General features: G+C 48.8%; 20 protein-coding genes. 13 read left to right on the top strand and 7 right to left on the bottom strand.

The genetic code is table 11. The annotated features are described in order from the left end of the window. Window positions 1-23: 23 nt before the first annotated feature. The 5 genes from kdpB (at window position 24) to ACFVQB_RS30995 (ending at window position 7,589) form a co-directional block, all read left to right on the top strand. Entirely contained in the window at window positions 24-2,162 is a 2,139-nt protein-coding gene (gene kdpB, locus ACFVQB_RS31015) for a potassium-transporting ATPase subunit KdpB (protein WP_379448591.1), read from the top strand. A gap of 112 nt (window positions 2,163-2,274) precedes the next feature. Beyond that, entirely contained in the window at window positions 2,275-2,835 is a 561-nt protein-coding gene (kdpC, locus tag ACFVQB_RS31010; protein WP_379448588.1) for a potassium-transporting ATPase subunit KdpC, read from the top strand. 128 nt (window positions 2,836-2,963) lie between these two features. After that, window positions 2,964-5,303 (top strand): histidine kinase, encoded by a 2,340-nt coding sequence (locus ACFVQB_RS31005; protein WP_379448586.1) that lies wholly within the window; start codon window positions 2,964-2,966, stop codon window positions 5,301-5,303. 8 nt (window positions 5,304-5,311) lie between these two features. Then, window positions 5,312-6,892 carry an ATP-binding protein gene (locus tag ACFVQB_RS31000; RefSeq protein ID WP_379448584.1) on the top strand — a complete coding sequence of 527 codons (1,581 nt, stop codon included), beginning with the start codon at window positions 5,312-5,314 and terminating at the stop codon, window positions 6,890-6,892. A 1-nt stretch (window position 6,893) separates the two neighbouring features. Next, window positions 6,894-7,589, top strand: coding sequence for a response regulator (locus ACFVQB_RS30995; RefSeq protein ID WP_379448581.1), 696 nt, complete (start codon window positions 6,894-6,896; stop codon window positions 7,587-7,589). Window positions 7,590-7,680: 91 nt separating this feature from the next. Here the strand turns inward: ACFVQB_RS30995 and melA are convergent, their stop codons facing one another. Next, on the bottom strand, window positions 7,681-8,982 hold the full coding sequence (gene melA / locus ACFVQB_RS30990; RefSeq protein WP_379448579.1) for an alpha-glucosidase/alpha-galactosidase: 1,302 nt from the start codon (window positions 8,980-8,982) through the stop codon (window positions 7,681-7,683). Window positions 8,983-9,178: 196 nt separating this feature from the next. Here melA and ACFVQB_RS30985 point away from each other — a divergent pair, with 196 nt between their 5' ends. Beyond that, on the top strand, window positions 9,179-10,015 hold the full coding sequence (locus ACFVQB_RS30985; RefSeq protein ID WP_379448578.1) for an AraC family transcriptional regulator: 837 nt from the start codon (window positions 9,179-9,181) through the stop codon (window positions 10,013-10,015). 139 nt (window positions 10,016-10,154) lie between these two features. Here the strand turns inward: ACFVQB_RS30985 and csaA are convergent, their stop codons facing one another. From csaA to ACFVQB_RS30965, 4 genes are all read right to left on the bottom strand, one after another. After that, complete coding sequence (gene csaA, locus ACFVQB_RS30980) at window positions 10,155-10,484, bottom strand: chaperone CsaA (protein WP_379448576.1); 330 nt, start codon at window positions 10,482-10,484, stop codon at window positions 10,155-10,157. 174 nt (window positions 10,485-10,658) lie between these two features. Beyond that, on the bottom strand, window positions 10,659-11,291 hold the full coding sequence (udk, locus tag ACFVQB_RS30975; protein WP_379448573.1) for a uridine kinase: 633 nt from the start codon (window positions 11,289-11,291) through the stop codon (window positions 10,659-10,661). 316 nt (window positions 11,292-11,607) lie between these two features. Beyond that, a complete protein-coding gene (locus ACFVQB_RS30970; protein WP_379448570.1) occupies window positions 11,608-12,729 on the bottom strand; it encodes a DUF4179 domain-containing protein in 1,122 nt (373 codons plus the stop codon). Further along, complete coding sequence (locus tag ACFVQB_RS30965; protein WP_379448567.1) at window positions 12,713-13,249, bottom strand: sigma-70 family RNA polymerase sigma factor; 537 nt, start codon at window positions 13,247-13,249, stop codon at window positions 12,713-12,715. Before ACFVQB_RS30965 ends, ACFVQB_RS30970 begins: the two co-directional genes overlap by 17 nt. Before the next feature lie 327 nt (window positions 13,250-13,576). Here ACFVQB_RS30965 and ACFVQB_RS30960 point away from each other — a divergent pair, with 327 nt between their 5' ends. The 4 genes from ACFVQB_RS30960 (at window position 13,577) to ACFVQB_RS30945 (ending at window position 18,983) form a co-directional block, all read left to right on the top strand. After that, window positions 13,577-14,413, top strand: coding sequence for a PRD domain-containing protein (locus ACFVQB_RS30960; protein WP_184187108.1), 837 nt, complete (start codon window positions 13,577-13,579; stop codon window positions 14,411-14,413). A 139-nt stretch (window positions 14,414-14,552) separates the two neighbouring features. Then, window positions 14,553-16,484, top strand: coding sequence for a beta-glucoside-specific PTS transporter subunit IIABC (locus ACFVQB_RS30955; RefSeq protein ID WP_379448562.1), 1,932 nt, complete (start codon window positions 14,553-14,555; stop codon window positions 16,482-16,484). Between the two features lie 84 nt (window positions 16,485-16,568). Next, window positions 16,569-18,026 carry a glycoside hydrolase family 1 protein gene (locus tag ACFVQB_RS30950; protein ID WP_379448559.1) on the top strand — a complete coding sequence of 486 codons (1,458 nt, stop codon included), beginning with the start codon at window positions 16,569-16,571 and terminating at the stop codon, window positions 18,024-18,026. A 6-nt stretch (window positions 18,027-18,032) separates the two neighbouring features. Then, the gene (locus ACFVQB_RS30945) at window positions 18,033-18,983 is read left to right on the top strand and encodes a 2-keto-3-deoxygluconate permease (RefSeq protein ID WP_379448556.1); all 951 of its coding nucleotides are present in this window, start codon (window positions 18,033-18,035) and stop codon (window positions 18,981-18,983) included. A 70-nt stretch (window positions 18,984-19,053) separates the two neighbouring features. On the opposite strand, the gene ACFVQB_RS30940 is transcribed toward ACFVQB_RS30945, so the two are convergent. Then, a complete protein-coding gene (locus ACFVQB_RS30940) occupies window positions 19,054-19,977 on the bottom strand; it encodes a helix-turn-helix transcriptional regulator (protein WP_379448554.1) in 924 nt (307 codons plus the stop codon). A 98-nt stretch (window positions 19,978-20,075) separates the two neighbouring features. Between ACFVQB_RS30940 and ACFVQB_RS30935 the strand changes: the two genes are divergently transcribed. From ACFVQB_RS30935 to ACFVQB_RS30925, 3 genes are all read left to right on the top strand, one after another. Beyond that, on the top strand, window positions 20,076-20,573 hold the full coding sequence (locus ACFVQB_RS30935) for a GyrI-like domain-containing protein (protein ID WP_379448552.1): 498 nt from the start codon (window positions 20,076-20,078) through the stop codon (window positions 20,571-20,573). Window positions 20,574-20,866: 293 nt separating this feature from the next. Further along, window positions 20,867-20,974 carry a hypothetical protein gene (locus tag ACFVQB_RS30930; protein ID WP_379448770.1) on the top strand — a complete coding sequence of 36 codons (108 nt, stop codon included), beginning with the start codon at window positions 20,867-20,869 and terminating at the stop codon, window positions 20,972-20,974. 494 nt (window positions 20,975-21,468) lie between these two features. Beyond that, a complete protein-coding gene (locus tag ACFVQB_RS30925) occupies window positions 21,469-21,939 on the top strand; it encodes a hypothetical protein (RefSeq protein ID WP_379448550.1) in 471 nt (156 codons plus the stop codon). 165 nt (window positions 21,940-22,104) lie between these two features. On the opposite strand, the gene ACFVQB_RS30920 is transcribed toward ACFVQB_RS30925, so the two are convergent. Further along, window positions 22,105-25,119, bottom strand: coding sequence for a DEAD/DEAH box helicase (locus tag ACFVQB_RS30920; protein ID WP_379448768.1), 3,015 nt, complete (start codon window positions 25,117-25,119; stop codon window positions 22,105-22,107). Between the last annotated feature and the right edge of the window lies 1 nt (window position 25,120).

The raw sequence follows: 25,120 nt of genomic DNA, 5'->3' as shown, positions 1-25,120 counted from the left end.
AAGCACGGAGGTGGATTATCACAATGAATGTTGTAGAACGAAAGAAGGAGCAGACGGTGGAAGGATTAGATAGAGGCACGATCAGGACCCATGGTAAAGGAACGAGAGGTACGGGTGTGGATCCCGGTACGCCCAAAAGAACCAAAACATTAAGTCGGGACATTCTGCTCCAGGCATCTCTGGATGCCTTCAAGAAGCTGAACCCGGTCGTCATGATCAAAAATCCGGTGATGTTTATCGTCGAAGTCGGCACACTCATCACATTGCTGTTATGTATCAATCCAGATCTATTTGTTGCATCCGAGGCAGGGCGAGGGTACAACATCGCGGTGTTTCTCATCCTGTTGTTCACGTTGCTGTTTGCCAACTTTGCTGAAGCACTGGCAGAGGGAAGGGGTAAAGCTCAGGCAGATACGCTGCGCAAGACGAAATCGGACACTACTGCGAAGCTGGTACAGAAAGACGGAACCATCAAGCAAGTCTCTTCGACCCAGTTGAAAAAAGGAGATATCGTCCGTGTAGAAGCAGGCGAACTGATTCCCACGGACGGTGAGATTATTGAAGGGCTGGCCTCTATCGACGAGTCGGCCATTACCGGAGAATCCGCTCCCGTGATCAAGGAGGCGGGCGGTGACTTCTCCTCCGTTACGGGAGGCACGCGGGTTACTTCCGACTATATCGTGATGCGTGTGCAGACCGATCCGGGAGAGTCGTTCCTCGACCGGATGATCTCACTCGTTGAAGGCGCACAGCGCCAGAAAACGCCGAATGAAATTGCGCTGACAACACTGCTCGCCGTGTTGACCCTGATATTCCTGATTGTCATCATGACCATGGTGCCAATGGCGAACTATCTGGGCATCCGGCTCGATCTGGCTACCCTTATCGCGTTGCTTGTCTGTCTGATTCCGACGACGATCGGCGGGCTGTTATCTGCTATCGGTATTGCGGGCATGGACCGGGTCACGCAGTTCAACGTACTCGCCATGTCGGGTAAAGCGGTGGAAGCGGCAGGCGATATTGACACGCTAATCCTGGACAAAACCGGAACAATTACGTACGGCAACCGCATGGCCTCGGAGTTTATTCCTGTTCAGGGCGTATCTGCACAGGAGATGACTCGGGCTGCGCTGCAAGCTTCCGTAGTCGATGAGACACCGGAGGGGCGCTCGGTTGTTGAATTGGCTGGCAAGCAGGGCGAGAACTGGGCGGAGACAGAATATGCAGATGCAGAACATGTGAACTTCACCGCAGAGACCCGTATGTCGGGTCTGAATCTAAGCGGTGGGAAGCAAATTCGCAAAGGTGCGGTGGATGCGATCAAACGCCATATTTCCTCCCGTGGAGGGCGGATACCCGGCGATTTGGACGATATAGCTAACCGAATTGCAAAGGCTGGGGGTACACCGCTTGCTGTTGCGATTGATGACCAGATTTATGGCGTAATCTATCTGAAAGATACGGTAAAGCCGGGGCTGAAAGAGAAGTTTGCAGAGATGAGATCCATGGGCATCAAGACAATCATGTGTACAGGGGATAATCCCCTGACGGCGGCGACCATTGCGCTGGAAGCGGGCGTGGATGATTTTATTGCCGAAGCCAAGCCGGAAGACAAAATTACCGCGATCAAAAAAGAGCAGCAGGAGGGCAAGCTCGTCGCCATGACCGGCGATGGCACCAATGATGCTCCTGCTCTGGCGCAGGCCGATGTCGGCCTAGCAATGAATTCGGGCACCATGGCGGCCAAGGAAGCGGCCAACATGATCGATCTGGATTCCGACCCGACGAAGCTGTTGTCGGTGGTCTCCATTGGCAAGCAGCTGCTCATTACCCGCGGCGCACTGACGACATTTTCGATATCCAATGACATTGCCAAGTATTTCGCTATCATCCCGGCCATGTTTATTCTGGCTATGCCGCAGCTCCAGGCACTGAATATTATGAATCTCGCTTCACCACAGTCCGCGATTCTGTCAGCGCTAATCTTTAACGCCATCATTATCCCGCTGCTAATTCCAATCGCCATGAGGGGCGTGAAATATCGGGCCATGTCCGCGGAACGGCTGCTTGGACGGAATGTGTTCATCTATGGTGTGGGCGGTGTAATCGTACCGTTTATCGGAATTAAGCTGATTGATCTGGTGCTGTCGGGGCTTATTTAACTAAACATTTAAGAAGAAGCCTTGATTTACACGAAGGTGCTGCAATCGGAGTGAACCAGTGTAACACGTATAGGTTGAGTTTTTACAATAATAATTTCAGGATGTGATTCATATGAAACAGGTACTGCCCGCCATTCGGTTGTCTGTCGTTCTTATGCTGATTTGCGGTATTATCTACCCGCTGGTTACAACTGGAGTGGCACAGCTGCTCTTCTCGAATCAGGCGAACGGCAGTCTGATCACACAAGGCGGGAAAACCATCGGTTCCTCGCTGCTGGCGCAGGAAGTAAAGTCGCTGGGGCTGTTCCAGCCCCGGGCATCGAATGCCAATTATGATGGAACCGCATCGGCTGGTTCCAATCGTGCCGTGGCCTCGGAGGCGTATATTGTTGAAATGAAGGAAAAGGTAGCTCAGCTCAAGCAAGAGAATCCGGGAATGCAGCAAATTCCTGCAGATCTCGTGACAGGTTCCGGTTCCGGTCTTGACCCGGATCTGTCACCGGAAGCGGCAAAAGCACAGATTCCGCGGATTAGCCAGGCAACGGGCCTTGGTGAGCAAGAGCTTGCCAAGATCGTGGAGGAACATACACAAGGGCGACAGTTGGGCATATTCGGTGAGCCGCGTGTGAATGTGACCGCTTTGAATCGGGCGTTAACAGCTGAGCTGAAATAACAGGCATCGAGTTGGGTAGATCCACGGGGGATGCAACTTCCCTTGGTTGTTCGTATCAGGCCTTCTTCCGAGCTTCGGAAGGGGCTTTCTCCATTTTAAGTAAAGGTTATGTTGGGGGAGTGAACAGGATGGAAGACAGCTTCAAGCGGAAGTCCCCGGAAGACATCTTGAAGATGATCACGAAGCTGCAGCAGGGCACCTTGAAGATATATATCGGTCCGGTCAGCGGTTCAGGCAAAACGTATCATATGCTTAGGGAAGGAAACACATTGCGCCACCAGGGGATTGATGTGGTCATCTGCGCTGTGTCGACTATGCGAAGACCGGAGACCGTGGAGCAGCTCGGCGAGTTGGAGCGGATTCCAAGCATTCACTGGTCTCGCTGGAAGGATGGCATGGAGATGAAGGATCTGAATCTGGATGCCCTGCTGGCACGTAATCCGGAGGTTGTGCTCGTTGACGGGCTTGCTCATACAAATAGAAAAGGGGCACGTCATGCAACCCGACTGGAAGACATTCAGTATTTGCTGCGACACAACATCAGTGTCATTACAACGGTGAATGTATATGAGCTGGAGGGATATACGGAGCTTGCACGTCAGCTAACGGGAATTGCAGCAGAGCATACCGTGCCTGCCGATACCCTTGAACTGGCCAATGAAGTGAAGCTGATCGATGTAACTCCTGAAACCGTATTAAGCCGCCTTGCGGAGGGACATCTTCGGGGACATGAAGGTGAAGCGGTGTTTCGGCATGGCAATTTGGGCATTTTGCGTGAACTGGCTCTTCGACTTGTTGCGGAAGGGGTCAACGAATCACTGCGTGAGCACCGGGAAGAGATGGGAATTACGGTTACGACAGGCATTATGGAACGCATTTTAGTATCCACCCAATATCACTGGAACGGGTCCATCTATATTCGGCGGGGACAACAGATTGCGAAGAGATTAAACGGAGATCTGCATGCTGTGACCTTTCGCAATATGAAGCAGCCGCTATCCAAGGAAGCTACTGTTTTTCGTCGCAACATGATCAAACTTGTGGAGAAATTCGGAGGGCAGTTTGAGGAATTGCCTGTGTTACACCGCCGTAACATTCCATCTACACTTGCACGCTACGCAGTCCAGCATCAGATTACCCGTATTGTTATGGGACACTCACGGCACAGTCGCTGGCAGGAGCTGTGGCGGGGATCATTTGTTAATTCCTTGCTGCGCAGAGTGCGGGGTGTCGATCTGTTTCTGCTAGCCGATCGGGCACAACATGAGGGCGAGCGGGTACTTCCGACCCGATTGCCGGATACAGAGACTCCAACATATCGCAGGTTAAGTGAGCAGGAGATGAAGGCACAGATTGGTCAGATTCGGCGTGGTAAGTTCAAGGTATACATCGGTGCTGCGCCAGGTGTGGGGAAAACCTATATGATGCTCCGGGAAGGCAATGATCTGCTCCGCAAAGGCATCGACGTACGGATTGGTCTGCTGGAGACGCATAATCGGGCGGAGACGGTGGAACAGATCGGCCAATTATCCATCATCCCACGAGAGCAGCGGATGTACCAAGGGGTGCAGCTCGAGGAAATGGATATAGAAGCGATTCTTCGTCTATGTCCTGAAGTGGTACTGGTGGATGAGCTCGCGCATACAAATGTCCCGGGAAGCTTGCGGCAAAAGCGTTACGAAGATGTGCAGATCCTGTTGGATGCGGGCATCTCTGTCATAACTACCGTGAATGTGCAGCATCTGGAAAGTCTGAACGATGCGGTGGAACATATTACGGGAATTCGGGTCCGAGAGACCGTGCCGGATCAGATTTTGCAAACGGCAGATGAGGTCCAACTTATCGATGTGGCCCCTCAAGCCTTGCGGCAACGCATGCGGGAGGGTAAAATCTATGCAGCAGCCAAGGTGGAACAAGCGCTTGGTCATTTTTTTCGCATTGGCAATCTGATTGCCTTACGGGAACTTGCCCTGCGGGAATTGGCCGATGATGTGGATGAACGGCTTGAATCACAGGAGCACAAAAGTGCACTTCGCGGTCCCTGGCGCAGACAGGAGGCGGTCTTTGTCTGTGTAAGCAGTGATGAGCATGCGGAGCGGCTGATCCGTCGCGGATTCCGCACAGCCTACCGGTTAAAGGCGGTCTGGCATGTGCACCATGTTCATGTAGGTCAAGTCATGAATGACGAAGTGAAATGCCAGTTGGAGGAGCTGGAACAGCTGACCGTTCGACTGGGCGGTAAATTTCATATTCATCATAGCCAGAGGCTGAGAGATGTGCCTGGTATTTTGGCGGGTAAAGCTTCTGAGGAAAGGGCAACGCAGTTGGTGGTTGGTCAAGCGAAACGGGTCTGGTGGCTGAACGGCTATCGTGGAAAGGGAACGGTGGTCAGCAGGCTGGTGCGGTTATCCAGACATATGGACGTATTGATCGTTGCGGACTACGATTATGATCTGAGCGGGATGTGAGATGTGCTGTGTCTGAACGAAATAAAGGGGAAGACGTCTGGCTGAAGCTGAACCGTGTTCCCAAATATATATGGGTAACCCTTGGAATCACATTGCTAACCATTCTGCTTCATGCGATAGGGATTAGTGATGACCTGGTTAACGTGGGGCTAATTTATCTTTTTCCGGTATTGGTCAGCGCTGTGTACTGGGGAATGGGTCCGGCCATATATGCAGCAAGTCTTAGCGTTGTTGCCTTTGACTTCTTTTTTGTTCCCCCGTTTCTCAGTTTTACGGTTGAAGATTTGCGATATATGTTTTCTTTTATTGTGTATTTGGCAGTGGCAGTATTAACGGCGAGTCTGGCGGGGCGCCTGCGGCAGCAGCTTGAGGTGGTAAAACAACGCGAGATTACGACGAATTCGCTATATGCTTTAAGCCGTCAGATGACGGCTGTTACAGATTTGCATACCCTATTGGGAAACATTGTGAGACAAGTGTCACTGACACTTGGGGCTCCGGCGGCAATATATCTCCCGAATGCTCAAGGCGAAATTCAGGTTACCTCCTCTTCGGAGGATTCGGATTCAATAGCCTGGGGTGAAGGAGAAGCTGAAGTCGCTATTGCCAAATGGGTGTATAAACATGGCGAAATCGCCGGACGCGGGTCCTCCAGCCTGCGGGAATCGTCTGGTCTGTATGTGCCGCTGCGTACAGAAGACCAGATACATGGGGTGCTCGCTGTGAATCTGGAATCCAGCGATCTTCAGGAGCAGCGGGAAGAGCTGCGTTTGCTGGAAGCGTGTGGCGGGCTGGCAGCAAGCGCCATTGCCCGTGTTAAGCTGGCTGAAGAAGCGAGACTCGCGCAGGTGACGGCTGAATCGGAACGAATTCGTACCGCTTTGCTCGATTCGGTGTCCCATGAGCTGCGCACACCCCTTACGGCCATCATTGGTTCAGCGACAGGTTTGCTGGAGAATGATTCTCTTTTTACCCCGGAGGATCGAAAAGAACTGACAGGCAATATCCGGGATGGAGCGCTGCGTATGAACAGGCTGGTAACCAATTTGCTGGGCATGGTGAAGCTGGAGAGTGGCATGTTGCAGCTGCGCAGGAAATGGTGCGATGTGGGCGACATGATCGGCATTGTGTTAACCCAGGTTCAGCAATTCATCCAGCACCGTCGCATTCGGGTGGAACTGCCGGATCAGCCGCCGTTTGTATCCGGCGATGAGGTTTTGCTGGAGCAGGTTCTGGTCAATGTGATCAGCAATGCCATCAAATATTCACCAGAGGACAGTGAAATCGTCATTACGGTGAAGGTGGATGGGCCGCATGGACGAATGACCATCGTGGTGGCTGATTCGGGTGTAGGGATTCCGGAAGCAGACCGCGAGCGGGTATTTGAGAAATTTTATCGATCCGAATCATCACGGCATGTGACAGGTACGGGACTCGGGCTTGCCATCTGTAGGGGAATTGTCGAAGTTCACGGAGGTACGATTACCGCAGAACCCAATCCGGGAGGCGGGACCCGGGTATGCATCTGTTTGCCCACAGAGGAACCCGAAGCATCATTCCCGTATATGGGACAAGGAGAGGAAGAATGACATGACGGCACAAGGCGCGCGCATATTGATTGTGGATGATGAACCGCAAATCCGTAAACTGCTGAAGGTTACGCTTCAGGCGCACCAATTTGAGATTCACGAATGCGCCGACGGCGAAGAAGCGGTCATTCAGGCGAGCATTGTGCATCCTGATCTGATTGTGCTTGATCTGGGTTTGCCCGGTATGTCCGGAATGGATGTACTTCAGCGTATCCGGGAATGGTCGCAGGTACCAGTCATTGTACTGACTGCAAAGGAACGCGAAGAGGATAAAATTGCTGCACTTGATGGCGGAGCAGATGATTATGTCACCAAACCGTTTGGCATGGGCGAGCTCGTTGCCCGTATTCGGGTTGCCCTTCGCCATGTGGCCAAAACTACGGATGAGCCGGTATTGCGTTTTGGCCCGCTTACCATTGATCTGGCCCAGAGACAGGTCGATTTGGATGGATCACCAGTAAAGTTAACACCAACCGAGTATGAAATGCTGAAAGTACTCGCAACTCATGCAGGCAAAATTATTACCCAACGCCAGCTGCTGCAACAAGTGTGGGGAGGACATCATCATGAGTCGGACAGCCACTACTTGCGGGTATATGTCGGACATCTGCGCAAAAAATTGCAGGAGGATCCCACGCGTCCACGTTTTATTCAGACCGAGCCGGGAATCGGATATCGTTTTCTGCTTCAGGATTAGGCTGGGAAACAAGATGAAAGCTCAAAAAAAGCACCAGCCTCTCCCTGTTGAGAGGAGACTAATGCTTCTAGAATTGCGAACAATGGATTTCTTATGACGTGTACTTCGGCAACCAGTCCCCATGAGCTTCGATCAATTCATCACACATTGAGACGATATCATCGATGGAAAGCTCGGCAGCTGTATGCGGGTCAAGCATCGCGGCATGATAGATGTGCTCTTTTTTGCCCGTAATCGCCGCTTCGATGGTCAACAGTTGGGTGTTAATATTCGTGCGGTTCAATGCCGCGAGTTGCGGAGGCAGGTCCCCGATATACGTTGGGCTGATGCCTGATCCATCCACAAGACAAGGCACCTCAACACAGGCCTCACGAGGCAGGTTGGTAATCAGTCCGTTATTCATGACATTACCGCCAATTTTGTAAGGGCGATCGGTCTCCATGGCTTCCATAATATGCGAAGCGTATTCCCGGCTGCGCGTATGTTCGATATTTTCGCTGGATAACAGCTTCTCACGCATTTCCTTCCAGCCTTCAATCTGATTCACGCAGCGGCGCGGATACTCATCCAGCGGAATGTTGAAGCGTTCGATCAGCTCCGGGTAGTTTCGTTTGATAAAATAAGGATGGTACTCGGCATTATGCTCGGAGGACTCGGTTACATAGTATCCAAAGCGCTGCATCAGCTCGAATCGCACCATGTCGCCATGCTGCTCTTTCTGCTTTTCTTTCGCCAGACGTTTAATCTCCGGATACAGATCCTGACCATCCCGTGTTACTTCCAGCAGCCAGGCCATATGGTTGATACCCGCAACTTTCGCGACCACACCCGTCTGATCCATCCCCAGTGCATCAAACAGATGCGGCACACACACCTGTACACTGTGACACAGACCTACGGTTTTAATTCCGCCATGCACGTTCATGACATTTGTCAGTACCGCCATTGGGTTGGTGTAGTTGAGGAACCACGCATCCGGGCACACTTCCTGCATATCCCGTGCAAAATCGAGCATCACCGGAATCGTCCGCAAATTACGGAAAATCCCGCCAATTCCGAGCGTATCGGCAATCGTCTGACGCAATCCATATTTCTTCGGAATTTCAAAATCCGTAATGGTACATGGATCATATCCGCCTACTTGAATGGCATTAATCACATATTTGGCCCCGCGCAGTGCTTCCTTGCGGTCGGTATAGGCTTTGATGGCACAACCACTTCCGATCGAACGTGCCATACTTGTGAGCAAGCGCTCCGAGTCGCTTAGGCGTTCCGCATCAATATCGAACAACGCCAGCTCAAAATCTTGAAGTGCTTCGGTCATCATGACGTCACCCAATACATTTTTGACAAAAACGGTGCTTCCCGCACCGAGGAACGTAATTTTGTTCATCTCAAGTTCAGCCTCCCTGAATAATTGGTGTACCTCCAATATAGGTGGATTAGGCCGATATAACTATGGCTCAACCTCTTATAAACATGGCATAATCCCATTTATGGATTCGCTTACAGCTAATATTTCATCTATTTACCTGTTATAATTTTAGTGAAGAGATTGCGGTTGTGGTGAGCAGAGGGAGGGTGAAGTGTTGAAATTAATCGAAACGAACGTGGTTCCTATGGATTTGACGCAGATGGAATTGGTGCTGTTATTTTTCGGTTGGCAGGTATGTGATCCTTCGCATTATTGGGGGCCAGGTGTTCGGGATGCCTATATCGTTCATTACATTCATGAAGGACGGGGCACTGTATATATGGCGGATCAGCAATATGACCTTACACAGGGCCAGGGATTTGTGATTCTTCCGGACACGCTTATTCATTATGAAGCAGATGCGAAGCAGCCGTGGACATATTCCTGGTTTGGGTTTAAAGGGGTTCATGCCAAGGCTTTCATGCAGCGAGCCCACATTAGTCCGGAACATCCTGTATTTGATGCCAGAGATGCGGATACATTCGACTGCCTGTATACCGAGATGGTTCAAGCATCCACGCGCACCGGGGGAGATGTGTTCAACCAGAGCCTACTGTACCGGTTGATCGCCGAATTGATTGCCTCTTCTCCCACAGGAGAGCAGGTACAGCGACCTCTTTCGAGCAAAGAGGAATACATCAGGCAGGCCGTTCAATTTATGGAGAACAGGTATAGCCAGAGAACTTCAATTCTAGATATTGCCCGAGCTGTAGGTTTGGATCGCACATATCTGTCAGGGCTTTTCAAGGAGAGGTATGGCAAGTCATTACAGGCTTTCTTTCTCGAATACCGGATGAATCGTGCAGCTGAGCTGCTGCAGCATTCGGCTCTATCGGTTAGCGAAGTGGCCCACTCGGTGGGGTACACAGATCCCTTGCTGTTTTCCAAGATGTTCAAGCGAGTGACGGGCGTGTCTCCGAAAGGATCGAGAAGTATGGAACAGGGAGATTAGCTGGCACTGCTTCACACTACTAGATACTAAATATCCATAATCATTAGTACTCTACCATGCAAAAAAAAGGCAACGAATCCGAAGATTCATAGCCTTATGCTTTAAAGTGAAAAGAAAGGGATAGCAACATGATGAAAAATCAGGCAATCGGTGTTCCATTCGGTAATGTCTGGTCAGGCGTTAACAATACAACGTCGCCTTCATCAGGTACGCCGCCAAGCACCAGTACTTCCGATACAAAACCCGCAATTCGGCGCGGCGGGAAATTGACTACAGCAATAACCTGCTTGCCGACCATCATGTCGGGGGTATAACGTTTCGTAATTTGGGCGCTCGAACGTTTAAGGCCAAGTGGGCCGAAATCGATGGTCATTTTAATGGCAGGGATGCGTGCCTTTGGAAAAGGTTCGGCCTCTACCACAGTACCAACGCGGATATCATGCTGTATAAACTCTTCAAAAGTAGCCATGTTATGATGTCTCCTTTCAGCTATGGAGTTCATTATAAAATAGAAATACCCAAAAAATCCAGATTGCGCTAATCGCAACCTGGATTATAGTGGTCAGTTGTACGAGCGATGCCTGTTTTGTCTCACTCTGACTTGAGCAGAGCAGAACGCCTAATGCAGCATCATCATGTTAAATTATGCGCCACTCCACTTTTCACCGGTCAGATATTTCTCAGTCAAAATGGATAACATCTGAATACCGACTTCATTATGTCCACCTTCGGGTATGATGATGTCTGCATATTTTTTGGAAGGCTCGATAAACGCATCATGCATCGGTTTAACGGTTTCGAGATATTGTTTGTACACGGATTGAATCGTACGGCCGCGTTCTTCCATATCCCGCAGTACTCTGCGCAGAATACGCACATCGGAATCCGTATCAACAAATACCTTAATATCCAGAAGGGCGCGCAGATGTTCATCAATCAGGACATGCAGTCCTTCCACAATAACGATATGGTTCGGTGCCAGTTCGACCGTTTCATTGGCGGCACGGTTATCTATGGTGAAGTCATATACGGGAGCATACGCCGCTTGGCCTTTTTTCAACAAGGTGAGATGCTCAATCAACAGATCATTATCGAATGCAAACGGATGATCGTAATTGGTGAGTCGGCGTTGCTCAGGTGTGAGCTGCGACTGGTCTTTGTAATAATTGTCTTGGGATATAAACGTGACTTTACCTGATCCCAGACGGTCTATGACGGAGCGAGCTACCGTCGTTTTACCGGAGCCGGTTCCTCCGGCGATACCAATAATGAGCATGGTTGTTCCATAAGCCTCCCTAGAATGGCAGCATGATGAATGGATAAAAGCGCACCAGAGATCCTTCGTTCATGGCCTTTATCCACATGTCTGTCTCTGAATACACAATTCCTTCATTGTACCATAGCAGACTGCTTTTTTCATCTTGGGACATGGACCATGTTTTGCCTTCAGGGGTACTTTATGTTTGCTAATCATCGTTTACTGCATAGCTTTGAATGATACTCCGCGTGGTAACTCCCATATGGCCATTAGTCAGAAGCGGGATCCACTGAAGACTCTCATATCAGGGTGTTTAATTGGGAATGAGTTCAGGCTATGGAAGCTGAATCTTCATTTCCATTCCCTTGATGAATTGACTGTCTTTAACCTCTTCTGCGAAGTCATCTTTGATCTCGAAAGGTTTCACAATCAGATATTTTACATCCTTGGCTGTCGTGGCATATATGTGTTCCGATTTCAGTTGGTTGCCCTCGTATATGCCCTCGCCGCTGAGTGCACTCAGTGGCCGGCCCTGATCATCATAGACGGCAAATCTGATGTGACGCAGCTGTTCTTCTTCTTTGGTGGTCAATTTGTCTGTATTATTTAAACCGATAACAGTAGTTAAGCGAGTGGTGACAGGTGTAACTTCGGCGTTCGTAACAGCAGCTGTATACAGATCATTGGTCATGACGGTATCAGGCTGAACGTGGTGGATGTTGTCTGTTGATTTGGCAAAAGGAACCGTCAACTCAAACTCGTGATCAATCCCTTGGAGCATCAACTTAACTTTAGCGTCAAACTGATCCGGGAAAGGGTCTTTCTGATCGGAGGGAATAACCTGTTCAAAAAGCAGGGTGTCGGGCTCGTTCGCCCCGACGGAACTATAGAACAGACCGCTGTCCGGGCGGGACCCGTTGGCTTGAAAAAAGACATTCTCGATTCCGCTGCTCAGCTTCACAATGTCCTTGCCATTGTCATACATGCCCTGATTCAGATTAGGCGCGGTGAAATGAACTAGAAACGCAGCACGGGTACCATCATATACCGCTTCCAGCACTTCCAGCTTCACATCCTGGTAAGCGACCTCGCTGTTAACAGGGACAGTCAAGCCTTCTTTGCCCGCCGTTCGCAGACCCATATCGGCTTCAATCGAGCTGAAGAGGCTGCCCACGAGCGGAATATTGCGCAAGGAGTCAGCCATGGCCGGTGATACAAAACCGGATGCAAATACGGTCACGCCCAATACTCCGGCTGCGATCGTCGCGGCTGCAGCCCTGTGCCATCGCTTGTTTCGGCGACTGGAGCGCAAAGTCTGTTCGGTTTTCAATATATTTGGTGAGTCTGGTAGAGATTCCAGTGTGGCATCAATTCGATTACGTACGTGTTCAGACATCAGGGGACGCTCCTTCGCTTGCTGCTTTAATTCCTGATCGATATTAAACAGGTTTGACATGTAAGTTTACCTCCCGAAAATTTTTGAACTTCTGATACAGTTCCTGCCTTGCCCGAGTAAGTCTCATTTTCACTGCACTTTCGGAAATATTCAGCGCATCGGCGACTTGACGTAGGGACAGGTCCTCAAAATAATGCAAAACGACTACAATCCGTTTCGATTCCTCCAGACGGTCTACTGCTTCTCGCATATCGACCTCATCGTAGGGACTAGAATGCTCCCGCTTTTCTGACGGCACCTCCGCATAAGCGGTGGAGAGGGAGCGGCGGGACAGCATCGTATTGCATTCATTGATGAGGATGCGAAACAGCCAGGTTTTGAAATACCGGGGTTCCCGAAGCGTATGCACCGATTTATAAGCGTTCAGGATTGTCTCCTGAATGGCATCGGCTACGTCCTCCTCTTTTCGCAGCATGGATTTTGCCGTATTGTACAAAGAGTTTTCAATGTCTCGAATAAGCCGGATAAAGGCTTCACGATCTCCTTGGATGGCCAGGTTAACGAGATCGGTTGAATCCATGGATAACAGCTCCTTTCGTATTGGAGGGATGAACGCAGCACTTGGCTGGTTTTATATGAATTAGACTGGCGGTTAGGGCATATGGTCACATTTTCTTTTTTATTAATCGTTGTTACATATGACGTATCGGATCTGTGCGTTCCCTTCAATGAAAGAGAGGTTGGTTTTTCCCTAACATTGGATGATTGACTTTTCCAAAAACAGCACTATAATAATACATATATTCATAACACGGACTGTTACTGGGGAAACCAGGCATGACCGAATTCGATTGCTTTACTGTAATCGCTTTCGGTCTTTTTTTATTTTTGTCGGGGGGTGAGAACATTGAAGGTTATCAAGAAAGTAAACAATAACGTGGCCATCGCTATTAATGAACATAACGAAGAGGTATTTGTCGTAGGCAAGGGTGTGGGATTTCTGAAAACTCCTTATGAGCTGACCGAGACCGACCTGGTGGAGAAAATATTCGTAGCTCCGAAGAACATCAGGATGTACGATCTGCTGAACAGTATTCCAATTGAGGATATTTATCTCGCGGAGGAAGTCATCAAGCTGGGCAGTCAGATCCTGAATAAAACATTTAACCCGAATCTGCTTCTCACCCTGTCTGACCATATCAGTTTTGCATTAACCCGAACCAAAGAAGGCATCCGTATCAAAAACCCACTGGAATGGGAAGTACGGACACTCTATCCGGACGAGACCCGGGTGGGGGAGGCTGCGCTGAAGCTGATTCAGGAAAAAACGGATATCGCTTTGCCGACAGCCGAAACAACACTGATTGCTCTGCATTTTGTCAATGCACAGGTGGGCTCTGGAGAGATGAGTGATACGACAAAGGTAACGACCGTGACGGGCGAAATCCTGTCGGTGATCAAGTATGCGCTCAAAATTGATTTTCAGGAGGATTCCATCCATTTCATGCGCTTTGCCACACATATCCGGTACTTTATTCTGAGGCAGATGAGCGGTAAATCGCTCAAAGACGAGAATGAATCGCTGTTTCTAATGGTGAAGGAGAAGTTTCCGAAGGAACTGGCTTGTGTGGAGAAGATTGCTGATTTCCTGAAAAATAATTACGGCTGGACCTGTTCTGATGATGAGAAGTTATATCTGATTCTGCATATCCAGCGATTAATCTCGAACGAACCAACGGAATGAACTTGGTGAAGGAACTAACCGAATAATCCATATTGGACTGTTACTGATTCGATCAGGCATGACCAAGCGTAGGGAATGACGATTCCCCGGCTTGGTCATTTTTTATATATCCAATTTATTCATGTAGAGGAGAAGGGTCATGAACAACAAAGACTTGGCTAAAAACGTACTTGATCTCGTTGGTGGCGAGCAAAATATATCGGGTCTGACGCACTGTGCAACCCGTTTGAGATTCGTATTGAAAGATGATAACAAAGCAGACCTTAGAGCGCTCGATCAGCTCGAAGGCGTGCTTAAGGCACAAAATTCGGGGGGACAGATTCAGGTGGTCATCGGTGCTAAGGTAGATGCAGTCTACAGCGAAGTGAAAAATCTGACCTCTGACCATATTGGCGAACTTACGGAGTCTACAGACAGTGGACCGAAAAAGAGACGCAACCCCGTCAATGTAGTGCTTGAAACCATCGCAGGTATATTCACGCCTGTCCTGCCAGCACTTGTTGGCTGCGGGATGATCAAATGTTTGGCTACCGTTATAACTGCCATGGGTTACTTGGAAGGCTCTGGCTTCCTGACAATCATTAACATGATCGGGGACTGTATTTTCTATTTCATGCCGTTCTTCCTGGCTGTGAGTGCAGCAAATCGTTTCAAAACCAATCCTTATTTAGCGGTAGCTCTTGCTGCGGGATTAATGCATCCAACCATTTTGAACGCTGCGGCTCAGATTGCCGAGACGGGTGTAAACAGTATTGATTTTCTCGGCTTGCCGATTCTGTTAATGAAATATTCCTCTTCCGTCATTCCAATCATCTTGGCGGTATGGATTATGAGTTATGTGTATCCGATCGTCAATCGAGTGATTCCCAAGTTTCTGCAGGTCCTGCTTACCCCAATGATTGTTTTGTTTATTATGATTCCAGTGGAACTCATTGTGCTTGGTCCAGTAGGATCATATATCGGCGACTGGTTGACCAATGGTATTAACTCATTGTTCTCCACTGCCGGTGTTCTTGCTGGTGCAATTCTTGGATTTTTCAAACCAATCATGGTCATGTTCGGCATGCACTATGCCATCATGCCTATTCAGGTTCAACAAGTGGCTACGCTTGGCGCAACCGTGTTGTTACCAACGGCATTAGCGGCGAATTTGGCCCAGGCTGGAGCAGCTTTCGGTGTGTTTGTACTGACGAAGAGTAAAACGATGAAGTCAGCGGCTGCTTCAAGTGGATTCACCGCATTGTTCGGGATTACCGAGCCGGCGATCTATGGTGTAACACTCAAATATAAACGTCCCTTTTTCGCAGGTTGTCTTGCAGGCGGATTAGTTGGTGGATTCTACAGCTTGGTGCACACAACAGCGAATGCAATTTCACTTCCAGGTTTATTGGCAATTGGTACGTATACATCTGATCGTTACATGTATGTCGTTATTGGCTGTATTGCCGCAATCGTACTCGGCTTTGTATTTACCCTGATGGCAGGTATCAAGGAAGATGCCGATGGAGCGAAACCGAAGCAGCAGGCAACAGGTGCGTTAGACAGCATTCGGAATGCTGCTGCAACAGGAGTGACAGTAGAACAAGACTCACCTCAGGCATATGCATCTTCCTCAGATATGCTAATTGTCAGTCCAATGACCGGGGAGATCAGACCGATCTCAGAGGTGGAGGATCAGGCATTCGCCCAGGAGCTAATGGGTAAAGGCATTGCAATCGTTCCGACAGATGGCAAGGTATACGCTCCATTTGACGGGGTAGTAGAAGCATTATACCGAACCAAACACGCCATCGGATTGAAAGCTGCGAATGGTGTTGAGATCCTGATCCATATCGGTGTGGATACCGTTAGTTTGAAAGGGAAATATTTTAACGCCCACATCGAACAGGGACAGACCATCAAGGCAGGCGATTTATTAGTGGAATTTGATCCAGAAGGCATTACGTCAGCAGGATATAACACCATAACATCCATTGTCGTTACCAACATGCAACAGTACGGAGACGTACTGACCACAGCGACTAACGGCCCGATTCGGGAGAGCGAAGCAATGATCAAGTTAATTCCGTAAGAACTGCTCATCTTTTCATTGATTAATCTACGAATTACAAGCTAGATGGTCTTAATAAGACCTTAATAACAGGAGGAAACTAAAATGACGAATACCCATTTTCCAAAAGATTTCTTATGGGGCGGTGCACTGTCCGCCTGTCAGGCAGAGGGAGCTTATAATGTGGATGGCAAGAGTCTAACCATTCCCGAAGTGATGAAGTTTAACGAGAAGAACGACCGCAAGGTGACCAAGCAGATCAGGGTTAATTGGGAGATGATTGAAGAGGCCAGAAATGACCCGGATACCGTGAAATATCCGAAGCGCCGGGGGATCGATTTTTATCATAACTTCCGTGAGGATATCGCATTATTCGCCGAGATGGGCTTCAAAGTATTCCGGTATTCCATTTCATGGGCCAGAGTATTTCCAGGTGGCGATGATGCCGCTCCCAACGAAAAGGCATTAGAGTTCTATGATCAGGTTATTGAAGAATGTCTAAAACATGGCATGGAGCCCCTGATTACCATTAGCCACTTTGATACACCAATTGTACTAATGGACAAGTTTGGGGGATGGTACAACCGCAAGTTGATCGATCTGTATGTAAACTATTGTGACGTGCTGTTCAATCGTTACAAGGGCAAAGTGAAGTATTGGGTAACGTTTAACGAGATCAACATGAGTGTGAAAGCATCGGCCAAAACGCTCGGAATTATTGATTATGATGCTCCGAATTATGAGGAAATGCTGTTCCAAGGGCTGCATCATCAATTTGTAGCTGCATCCAGAGCAACCAAGATGGCCCATGAGATTGATCCGAATAACCAGATCGGAAGCATGGTGGCATATTTTACAACGTATCCATACACATGCAAGCCGGAGGATGCACTTCAGATGCAACAGGATGATCAGATGAAAAATCAATTCTACCTCGATGTGCTCAATAAAGGCGAGTACCCTTACTATAGTAAAACGTATTTCAAAAACAAGGAAATCCAGTTGAACATCGAGGATGGCGATCTGGATAGCATTCGTGCGTACACGGCTGATTTCGTTGGTATGTCGTATTACAACTCCATGATTTCCAGCAGTGATACCGAACAGCTTGAATTAACAGCCGGGAACGTACACAGCGTCTACAAAAACCCGCATTTGCCTGCAAACGAATGGGGCTGGCAGATCGATCCGGTTGGGCTGCGGTATACGCTTAATCTGGTCTATGACCGCTATAAAAAGCCTGTATTTATTCTTGAGAACAGTTCGGGCTTCTACGACAAGTTGAATGAGGATGGTAGCGTCAACGATCCTTATCGAATCGACTTCCTGAGCAAGCACATTGAACAGATGGGGCTGGCCATTGCTGATGGTGTGGAGGTACTAGGATACACGATGTGGGGACCGATCGACATGATCAGTTCAGGTACTTCCGAGATGAGTAAACGTTACGGGTTCATCTATGTCGATCAGGACGACTATGGCAATGGTTCAATGAAAAGATATCGTAAAGATTCGTTCTTCTGGTATCAGAATGTGATCAAAACCAATGGAGAGCAGCTGTAAGCCAAGATGAATATTCTGGGGCGTGTCAAAAAAATTCCTGGCGGCTTGCTAATTGTCCCCATGCTTGTCGCCGCTGTCATCAACACCCTGTTTCCGGCCTTCTTTCAGATCGGTGATCCTACAACGGCACTGTTCACCTCAAAAGGCACAATGGTGCTCATTGGCATGATCCTGTTGTTGTCCGGAACACAATTGAACCTGTCCCAGCTCCTGACGACCTTGAAGAGAGCAGGTGTGCTCTGCATTTCCCGCATAATCATCAGCTGTGTATTCGGCTGGGCGTTTGTACATTTTTTTGGTATAGGCGGGATTGGTGGTGTCTCTGCGGTAGCATTCATAGCCGTTCTGACCAGCTGCAATCCGGGACTATATCTGGCGTTGATGAACTCCTATGGCGATGATGTAGATCGAGCTGCATTTGGCATTTTGAATCTGATTGCTGTTCCCGTCATTCCGGTCATGATATTGAATTCAGCAAGTGGAGTCGGTATTGATTATCTCAGTGTTCTTGCTACGTTGGTACCTTTTCTGATTGGTATTCTGTTGGGTAATTTGGACAGCCATATTCAGAAGATGTTCGCTCCGGGAACATTGATTCTGCTGCCTTTTCTTGGTACAAGCTTCGGGTCCAATATCAATTTGCGCATTGCATTTCAGTCGAGCTTATCCGGTTTGCTGGTGACTGTGCTGTTTCTGATCATATGTATGCTGCCTCTCATCGGAATTGATCGTGCGTTGCTTAAACGTCCGGGTTATGCAGCGGCAGCGACTTGTTCGGTTGCTGGTCTGTCGATGGTAGTACCTTCGATGGCCGCCGGATTTAACCCGGCATATGAACCTTATGTGGAGACGGCAATTGCACAGATTGCTTTTGCAGTTATTCTGACTTCGATTCTGGTTCCGTATATCGTTAGAAGATTGGCTCAGCCGGGTTCTGTTACGGAGTCTCGAAAATAAAACAAAACGACCAGCATGTTGCCATTTTGAATGGACAGCTTGCTGGTTTTGTTATGTGTATCTATTATCCTTAATGATCATATTGTCCCAGAATGCGACGAACGTAATCTTGAAATTCCTTACGCACTTCAATGGGTTCAATCACTTCACATTTATCTCCAAATGCAAGTAACTTGTCGTATCCGAATGTATTATTAATAATGGGATAAGTCGCTAGACAGGTTTCTTCTCCCATATGAAGGATATGCGCTTCCCCGAAACGCTCAATTACTTTATCAATGACTGAACGATGAACACGAATGGTTACCTCCACCCAGTCCTGACTCATCCATCCGGCTCCATCCATGGGTAATGGGGTGAAGTCTCTTGGCACATATCCGTCCTCTGATACCTGAAGGCCGCTCATACGCGCCAATTTAAATATACGGAATTCTTCCCGATCGACACAGTAGCTTTGCAAATACCAACTGCTTCCCTTGAAGACAATCTGATACGGCTCAACCGTTCGGGAACTGATTTTACCGTCCCGATCCCCATAATCAAAGACCAGATATCGCTGTTCATTCATCGCGGTCTCAATGTAGCTAAGCAAATTGCGGAGTGATTCATTTCCCTGATTTAACGATAAATCCACTGCGAACCGTCCTGCCTTAATGCCAGTGTCACTCCCGCGATGAATCGCATTCAATTTCTCCAAGACGAAAACAATTTCATTATGGTCAAACAGCTGTTTATAGCTTTTCAAACTGGTCAACAAGGTCTGTATATCATGTGGTGTGAATAACAGCTTGTCCATTTTATAGGCCTTCATCAGACCCACACCGCCCATCGCTCCCTGATGCGTAAATACGGGCAGTCCGGCAAAGGTTAACGTATCAATATCTCGATAGATGGTTCGTCTGCTCACTTCAAGACGTTCGGCCAATTCCCGCGCACTAACCACCTCTCGCTCTAATAAAATCATAATCAAAGCAAGTAAGCGATCAATCTTCATACTCCACCTCCGATTTAAGTATGCCATACAGATGTCACAGTTGATAGATTATGCTTGGTTCGTAAACCAAATTCATGTACAACCAGGAGGCAATAAATATGAACAATTACAAGATTGAGAAGAAGCAAGCCTTTCGTATCATCAGCTTTAAAACCCTTTTAGACGAGGGAGCCAGTATCCACACTCCTCAGTATTCAAGCAAGAAGACGACTTTTTTCAAAAGTGTATTGGATAATGGACAAATGGCCAGCCTTCGTCCTTATTCGGAAAGTCCATATGGTTACGCCGCAGTAGCCATAGAAAATGGCAATGTCCATTATTATGCGGGTGTTCAATCCTCCAAGCCTCTGCCTGAACATACAGACGAAGTCCTTTTTCCAACAGGCGAGTATTTAATCTTGTCAGGAAGCGGTGGTTTATCCCGTTTGGCATTTGATAAGCTGGAAAATCAGGCATTTGGCTCCCTTTTAACTGAGGAGTATGACTATGAGTTTGAATATTCCGGGGGACCGATTGTAGAAGTGTTGCTAAATGGAAATCCAATGGAGGCCGAAGTTGAAGTATGGGTCCCTGTACAAAAGCGGACTGCCCAATAAATGAATGCCAAATAAATCAGCATCACAATGATGGATTCTACAGCATCCATCATTGATAAGATGCAAACAGAGCGAAGGCGGAATACCAATTCCGATTCTTCGCTCTGTTTGCGTTTTACAGTGTATGAGGCAGGGCTTCATTTATTGCAAAATGCATACCATTGTCGACGTTAACCCGACCAGTCGCGGCGCCGTGTGAACAGATCTTTCAGCTGATCCGTGGACAGCTTGGTAATCCAGTTTAATGAGCATGAATATTCCATAAAGCTCCCTAGAATGGCAGGCAAGCAGGCATTATAACCGGTAGGAACGATGGGAAACTCGCGCCGGGTGCTTCAATTACAAGAGCGGAGGTAGCCGCTATTATCCAGAGACTGATGAAGAAGTCGGGTCTGATTTAATCGGCTGATCGTTCCCATACGGAAAGTCTATATGGTTACGCCGCGGTAGCCATAGAAAATGGCAGTGTCCATTATTATGTGGGTGTTCAATCCTACAAGCCTCTGCCTTAACATATATGGACGAAGCCCTTTTCCCTGCAGTGAGTATTTAATCTTGTCAGGAAGCGGTGGCTTATCCGGTTTAGCATTGGATAAGTTGGAAAATCAAGCGTTTGGCTCCATTTTTACCGATGAGTACGAGTATGCCGAGGCGCCGATTGCGGGGGGAATCCAATGGAGGCCGAAGTGGAAGTATGGGTGCTGTTCAAAAACGGAAGGCCACTTAAGTCAGTACACAGTGTATTAACTTGTAAGGAGAAGATTGGGACTCGATCTGTATCAATTTAGTCTCAACTTCGCAAGTTTGGGTTGTAGGATCTAGGACCTTCGATATATGATGTCGAAAGATGCCAGTTAATGGATGGTATCTATAAACATTAAAGGAGGTGTACGTTATGAAAAAATCAAGCAAAGTCATTTCTTCCACGGTTATTGCTGCCATCGCAGCTGTATCGGTTGTAACTTCTGCTTCTGCAGCAAGTGCATCTGCGGTCACTCCGGTGGTACCTTCTGTCTCAAGCATTAATTTGAGCGGCATGGACATTGAAACAGCTCTGATGATGGTTCAGCAAGAACGCACGAAATTGCTGGATAGCCAATTGCAGGCACAAATTCAAGAAGTTCAAAATCGCAATCAAGCGATTGCAGAATTGAACGCACAATTGCAGGCAGCTACTCAGAACGGGGATACTGTCCAAGTTCAAGTTCTGAAGAGCAGAATCGATGCGTTAAGTAATTCACAACAGATGGATATGCTGCGTTTGCAGTCTATGACTAACAAACGCAATGAAGCTTTTGATGTGATGACGAATTTCATCAAGAAAATGCAGGATTCAAGATCGTCCATCATTGGAAACATGCGCTAGGATGGAATTATCTTACTAAAGCAACCCTAAGCATTGAAGGCCTGCAAGTAGAAGGTCCGGGGTTAAGGTACAAAAAGAGCGAAGGCGGAATTCATTCCGACACTTCGCTCTTTTTGTATTTTATTATTTACAACGTTACGTATGTTGCATCAATCCAGTCTGGAGTTAACCCGACCAGTCGCGGCGCCGGGTGAACAGATCCTTCAGCTCATCCGTCGACAGCTCGGTAATCCAGTTTTCAGAGCTGGTGATGATATTGTCACTGAGCTGCTGCTTACTCTCCAGCATCTCGTCAATGCGTTCTTCGAGTGTGCCCAGCGAGATGAACTTGTGTACCTGAACATCCTTCGTCTGTCCCATCCGATAGGCCCGGTCTGTAGCCTGATTTTCCACGGCAGGGTTCCACCAGCGGTCAAAGTGGAATACATGATTCGCTGCGGTCAGGTTCAAGCCCACGCCGCCTGCTTTGATGGACAGAATAAAGACTGACGGCTGCTCTGCCGCAGGCAACGTCCGGGATTGAAACTCGTCAATCATGCGATCCCTTGCTGTCTTGGACGTACCCCCATGCAGATACAGCACAGGTTCCTGCAACTCCTGTCTCAATACCTGTTGCAGCATCTGGCCCATGCCGATGTATTGTGTGAAAATCAGACACCGTTCGCCCTCATCCCGTAGTTCGCGAACCAGTTCCATCAGTCGTTCCAGCTTCGCGGAGCGGCTGATTAGCATGGCCATGTCCTGAGGACTGTACAGGTCATACACTGTTACAGAGCCTTCCGAGGAGATCGTTTCCGGCAAGGCTTCTTTGGTCAGCAACAGGGGATGATCACACAACTGTTTGAGCTGGGTTAAGGCAGAGAGAATGGCACCTTTACGCTTGATGCCTTCCAACTCTTTCATTTTGTCCATCAGTTCCTGAACGGACTGGTCATACAGTGCACTTTGTTCACCCGTAAGGTGAATGTAAGTTTTCATCTCGTTTTTGTCCGGTAGATCGAGTTGAATATTCGGATCTTTTTTCTTGCGACGCAGCATGAATGGCTTCACCAGTTGCTGCAAATCCTGCATGCGTTGCTCGTCTTTATCTTTCTCAATCGCACTGATAAAACGAGTCTGGAATGCCCGTGCGCTGCCCAGATAACCTGGATTAATAAAATCATAGATGGACCACAGCTCGGACAGCCGATTCTCAATCGGTGTACCTGTCAGTGCAATACGGTGTTTTGCCGGGAAGCTGCGTACCGCCAGGGACTGCTTCGTTTGGGCGTTTTTAATATTTTGCGCCTCATCCAGACAGATCGATGCCCATGTATATGACTGCAACATCTCTTGATCCAGCGTAGCTGTTGCATAGGAGGTAATGATGATATCCACCTGTTCAGTCTGTTCCCGGAACTCTTCTCCGCTCAGTCTTCGTGCTCCGTAATGCAAACTAACGTTAATTGAAGGCGCGAAGCGGCTGATCTCCTTTTGCCAGTTCCCCAATACGGAAGTGGGGCAGACGAGAAGGGCCGGGGCCTGTCCAGGCAAGCGCTGCTCATGCTCTTTGAGATGTAGTAGATACGTGATGAACTGAATCGTTTTGCCGAGTCCCATGTCATCCGCAAGACAAGCCCCGAGACCGAATCTGCGCAGGAATCCAAGCCATGCGAAACCTTCCTTTTGATAAGAACGCAGCTCAGCATGCAATCCTGCCGGAATGGGCAGGGAAGGAGCGCCGCCTTGACCGCCGCCTAGCTGTGCAATGACCCGGTTCAGGTGTTCGTTCAGTTCCACCTCAAGTCGAATGTTCTCGTTGGATTGAGGCTGTTCTTCTTCCTCATCCTGTCCTTCCTTGCGTTTCTGGTTGCGATATTCGCGCTGCTCATTATGCAGCAGATGCAGATGCAAAATATCCTGAAACGACAGCCCCTGTTCCTGATCCACACCGCCCATGGCGCGGCGAATCTGCTCAAGCAAGGCCGGATCGAGGGGAACCCATTCTCCACGGAAACGAACAAGCCGTTCATTACGGGCAACGAGATCAGCGAATTCTTCCTCGCTGAGATCCGTATCGCCAATCGCAATACGCCAGTCAAAATGAATGATTGAGTCCAGTCCAAAGAACGACTGTCCCCGTTCACTGCCTTCCTCCGGTTTTACCTTGGCACGCAGCTTGGGTTTCTTCTTGCGTGCAGCTTCCCACCAACCCGGAAGCAGCACTTGCCAGCCGGCTTCGAGCAGTCGTCCGCTGTCTTGCGTCAGGAACAGCCAAGCATCCTGATCTCCCAATGGATCACTGAGCACATCCCGGCTGCCGCTGATAGCGCGGCGAATTCGGGGCAGATGTGCACGCAGCTGCTCCAGCCATCCTGCTGAACGATCAAGGATGAACGGCGTCCATACGTCCGGCCATTCACCTTCCAACCGGCCATGTGAATCCAGCCGCACGGGAACGAGTACGGCTGCATCCAGTTTGTTTTGCAATACCAGCCGTAGCCGCCATGCCGGTTCATCATCCTCCGGCTCCAGCAATTGCAGGAGCGGACGGAATGGGGCTGCGTCTGCTTTCCAGCCGATGGACACGAGCCAGGATTGAGCATCCATGCCGGCTGTTTGCGGAGCTGTTCCGCTTTGTGGAAACAACTGGGGGAACTCGCGCCGCAGATCGGTGGCTGCTTCTTCCGTGCTGTACCATCGTTGGAACACAGAAGCTGAATAGGCTGCATTCAGTCCTTCGGCGTAGCTCTCATCCGTTTGTTCCAGGGCTTTGCCAAGAGCGGTTCGATCCTGCTTTTTCAAGCTGTCCGGGTCCCAGGTCCATTGCAGTTGTCCCGTACGGAATGCGGTGAAGCTGGGGATATATTTACGGTTTTCAATCGATGCTGCGAGTACCGGGGCAAGCCGGATCAAATGCTCTGCCTGCTCGTCCCATTTCCATTCAATGTGCAGAAGGGTATGCATTTCGCTGAAGAAAGGAATCACTTCTTCCGCAGGCAGAACGACCAGTTCAATCTCTTCGATCTGTCTTGTTTCCAGTTCTGTTCCGTAGAAGGAAGGGGCATGCCAAGCAAATAATCGCTGCTTAAGCGATTGTCCCGATACAAAGTGATGGGTGTTCAGCGCTCCATAAAACAAGGCATCCCCGTATCCCGTCAATGCAACATGGACTTCAATCGTTTCGGTGTAAGGGTGCATT

Source organism: Paenibacillus sp. NPDC057886, from assembly GCF_042796655.1.
Lineage (GTDB): Bacteria > Bacillota > Bacilli > Paenibacillales > Paenibacillaceae > Paenibacillus.
Note: the sequence above shows the minus strand (reverse complement) of the source record. Positions and strands in the feature narration are given on the sequence as shown.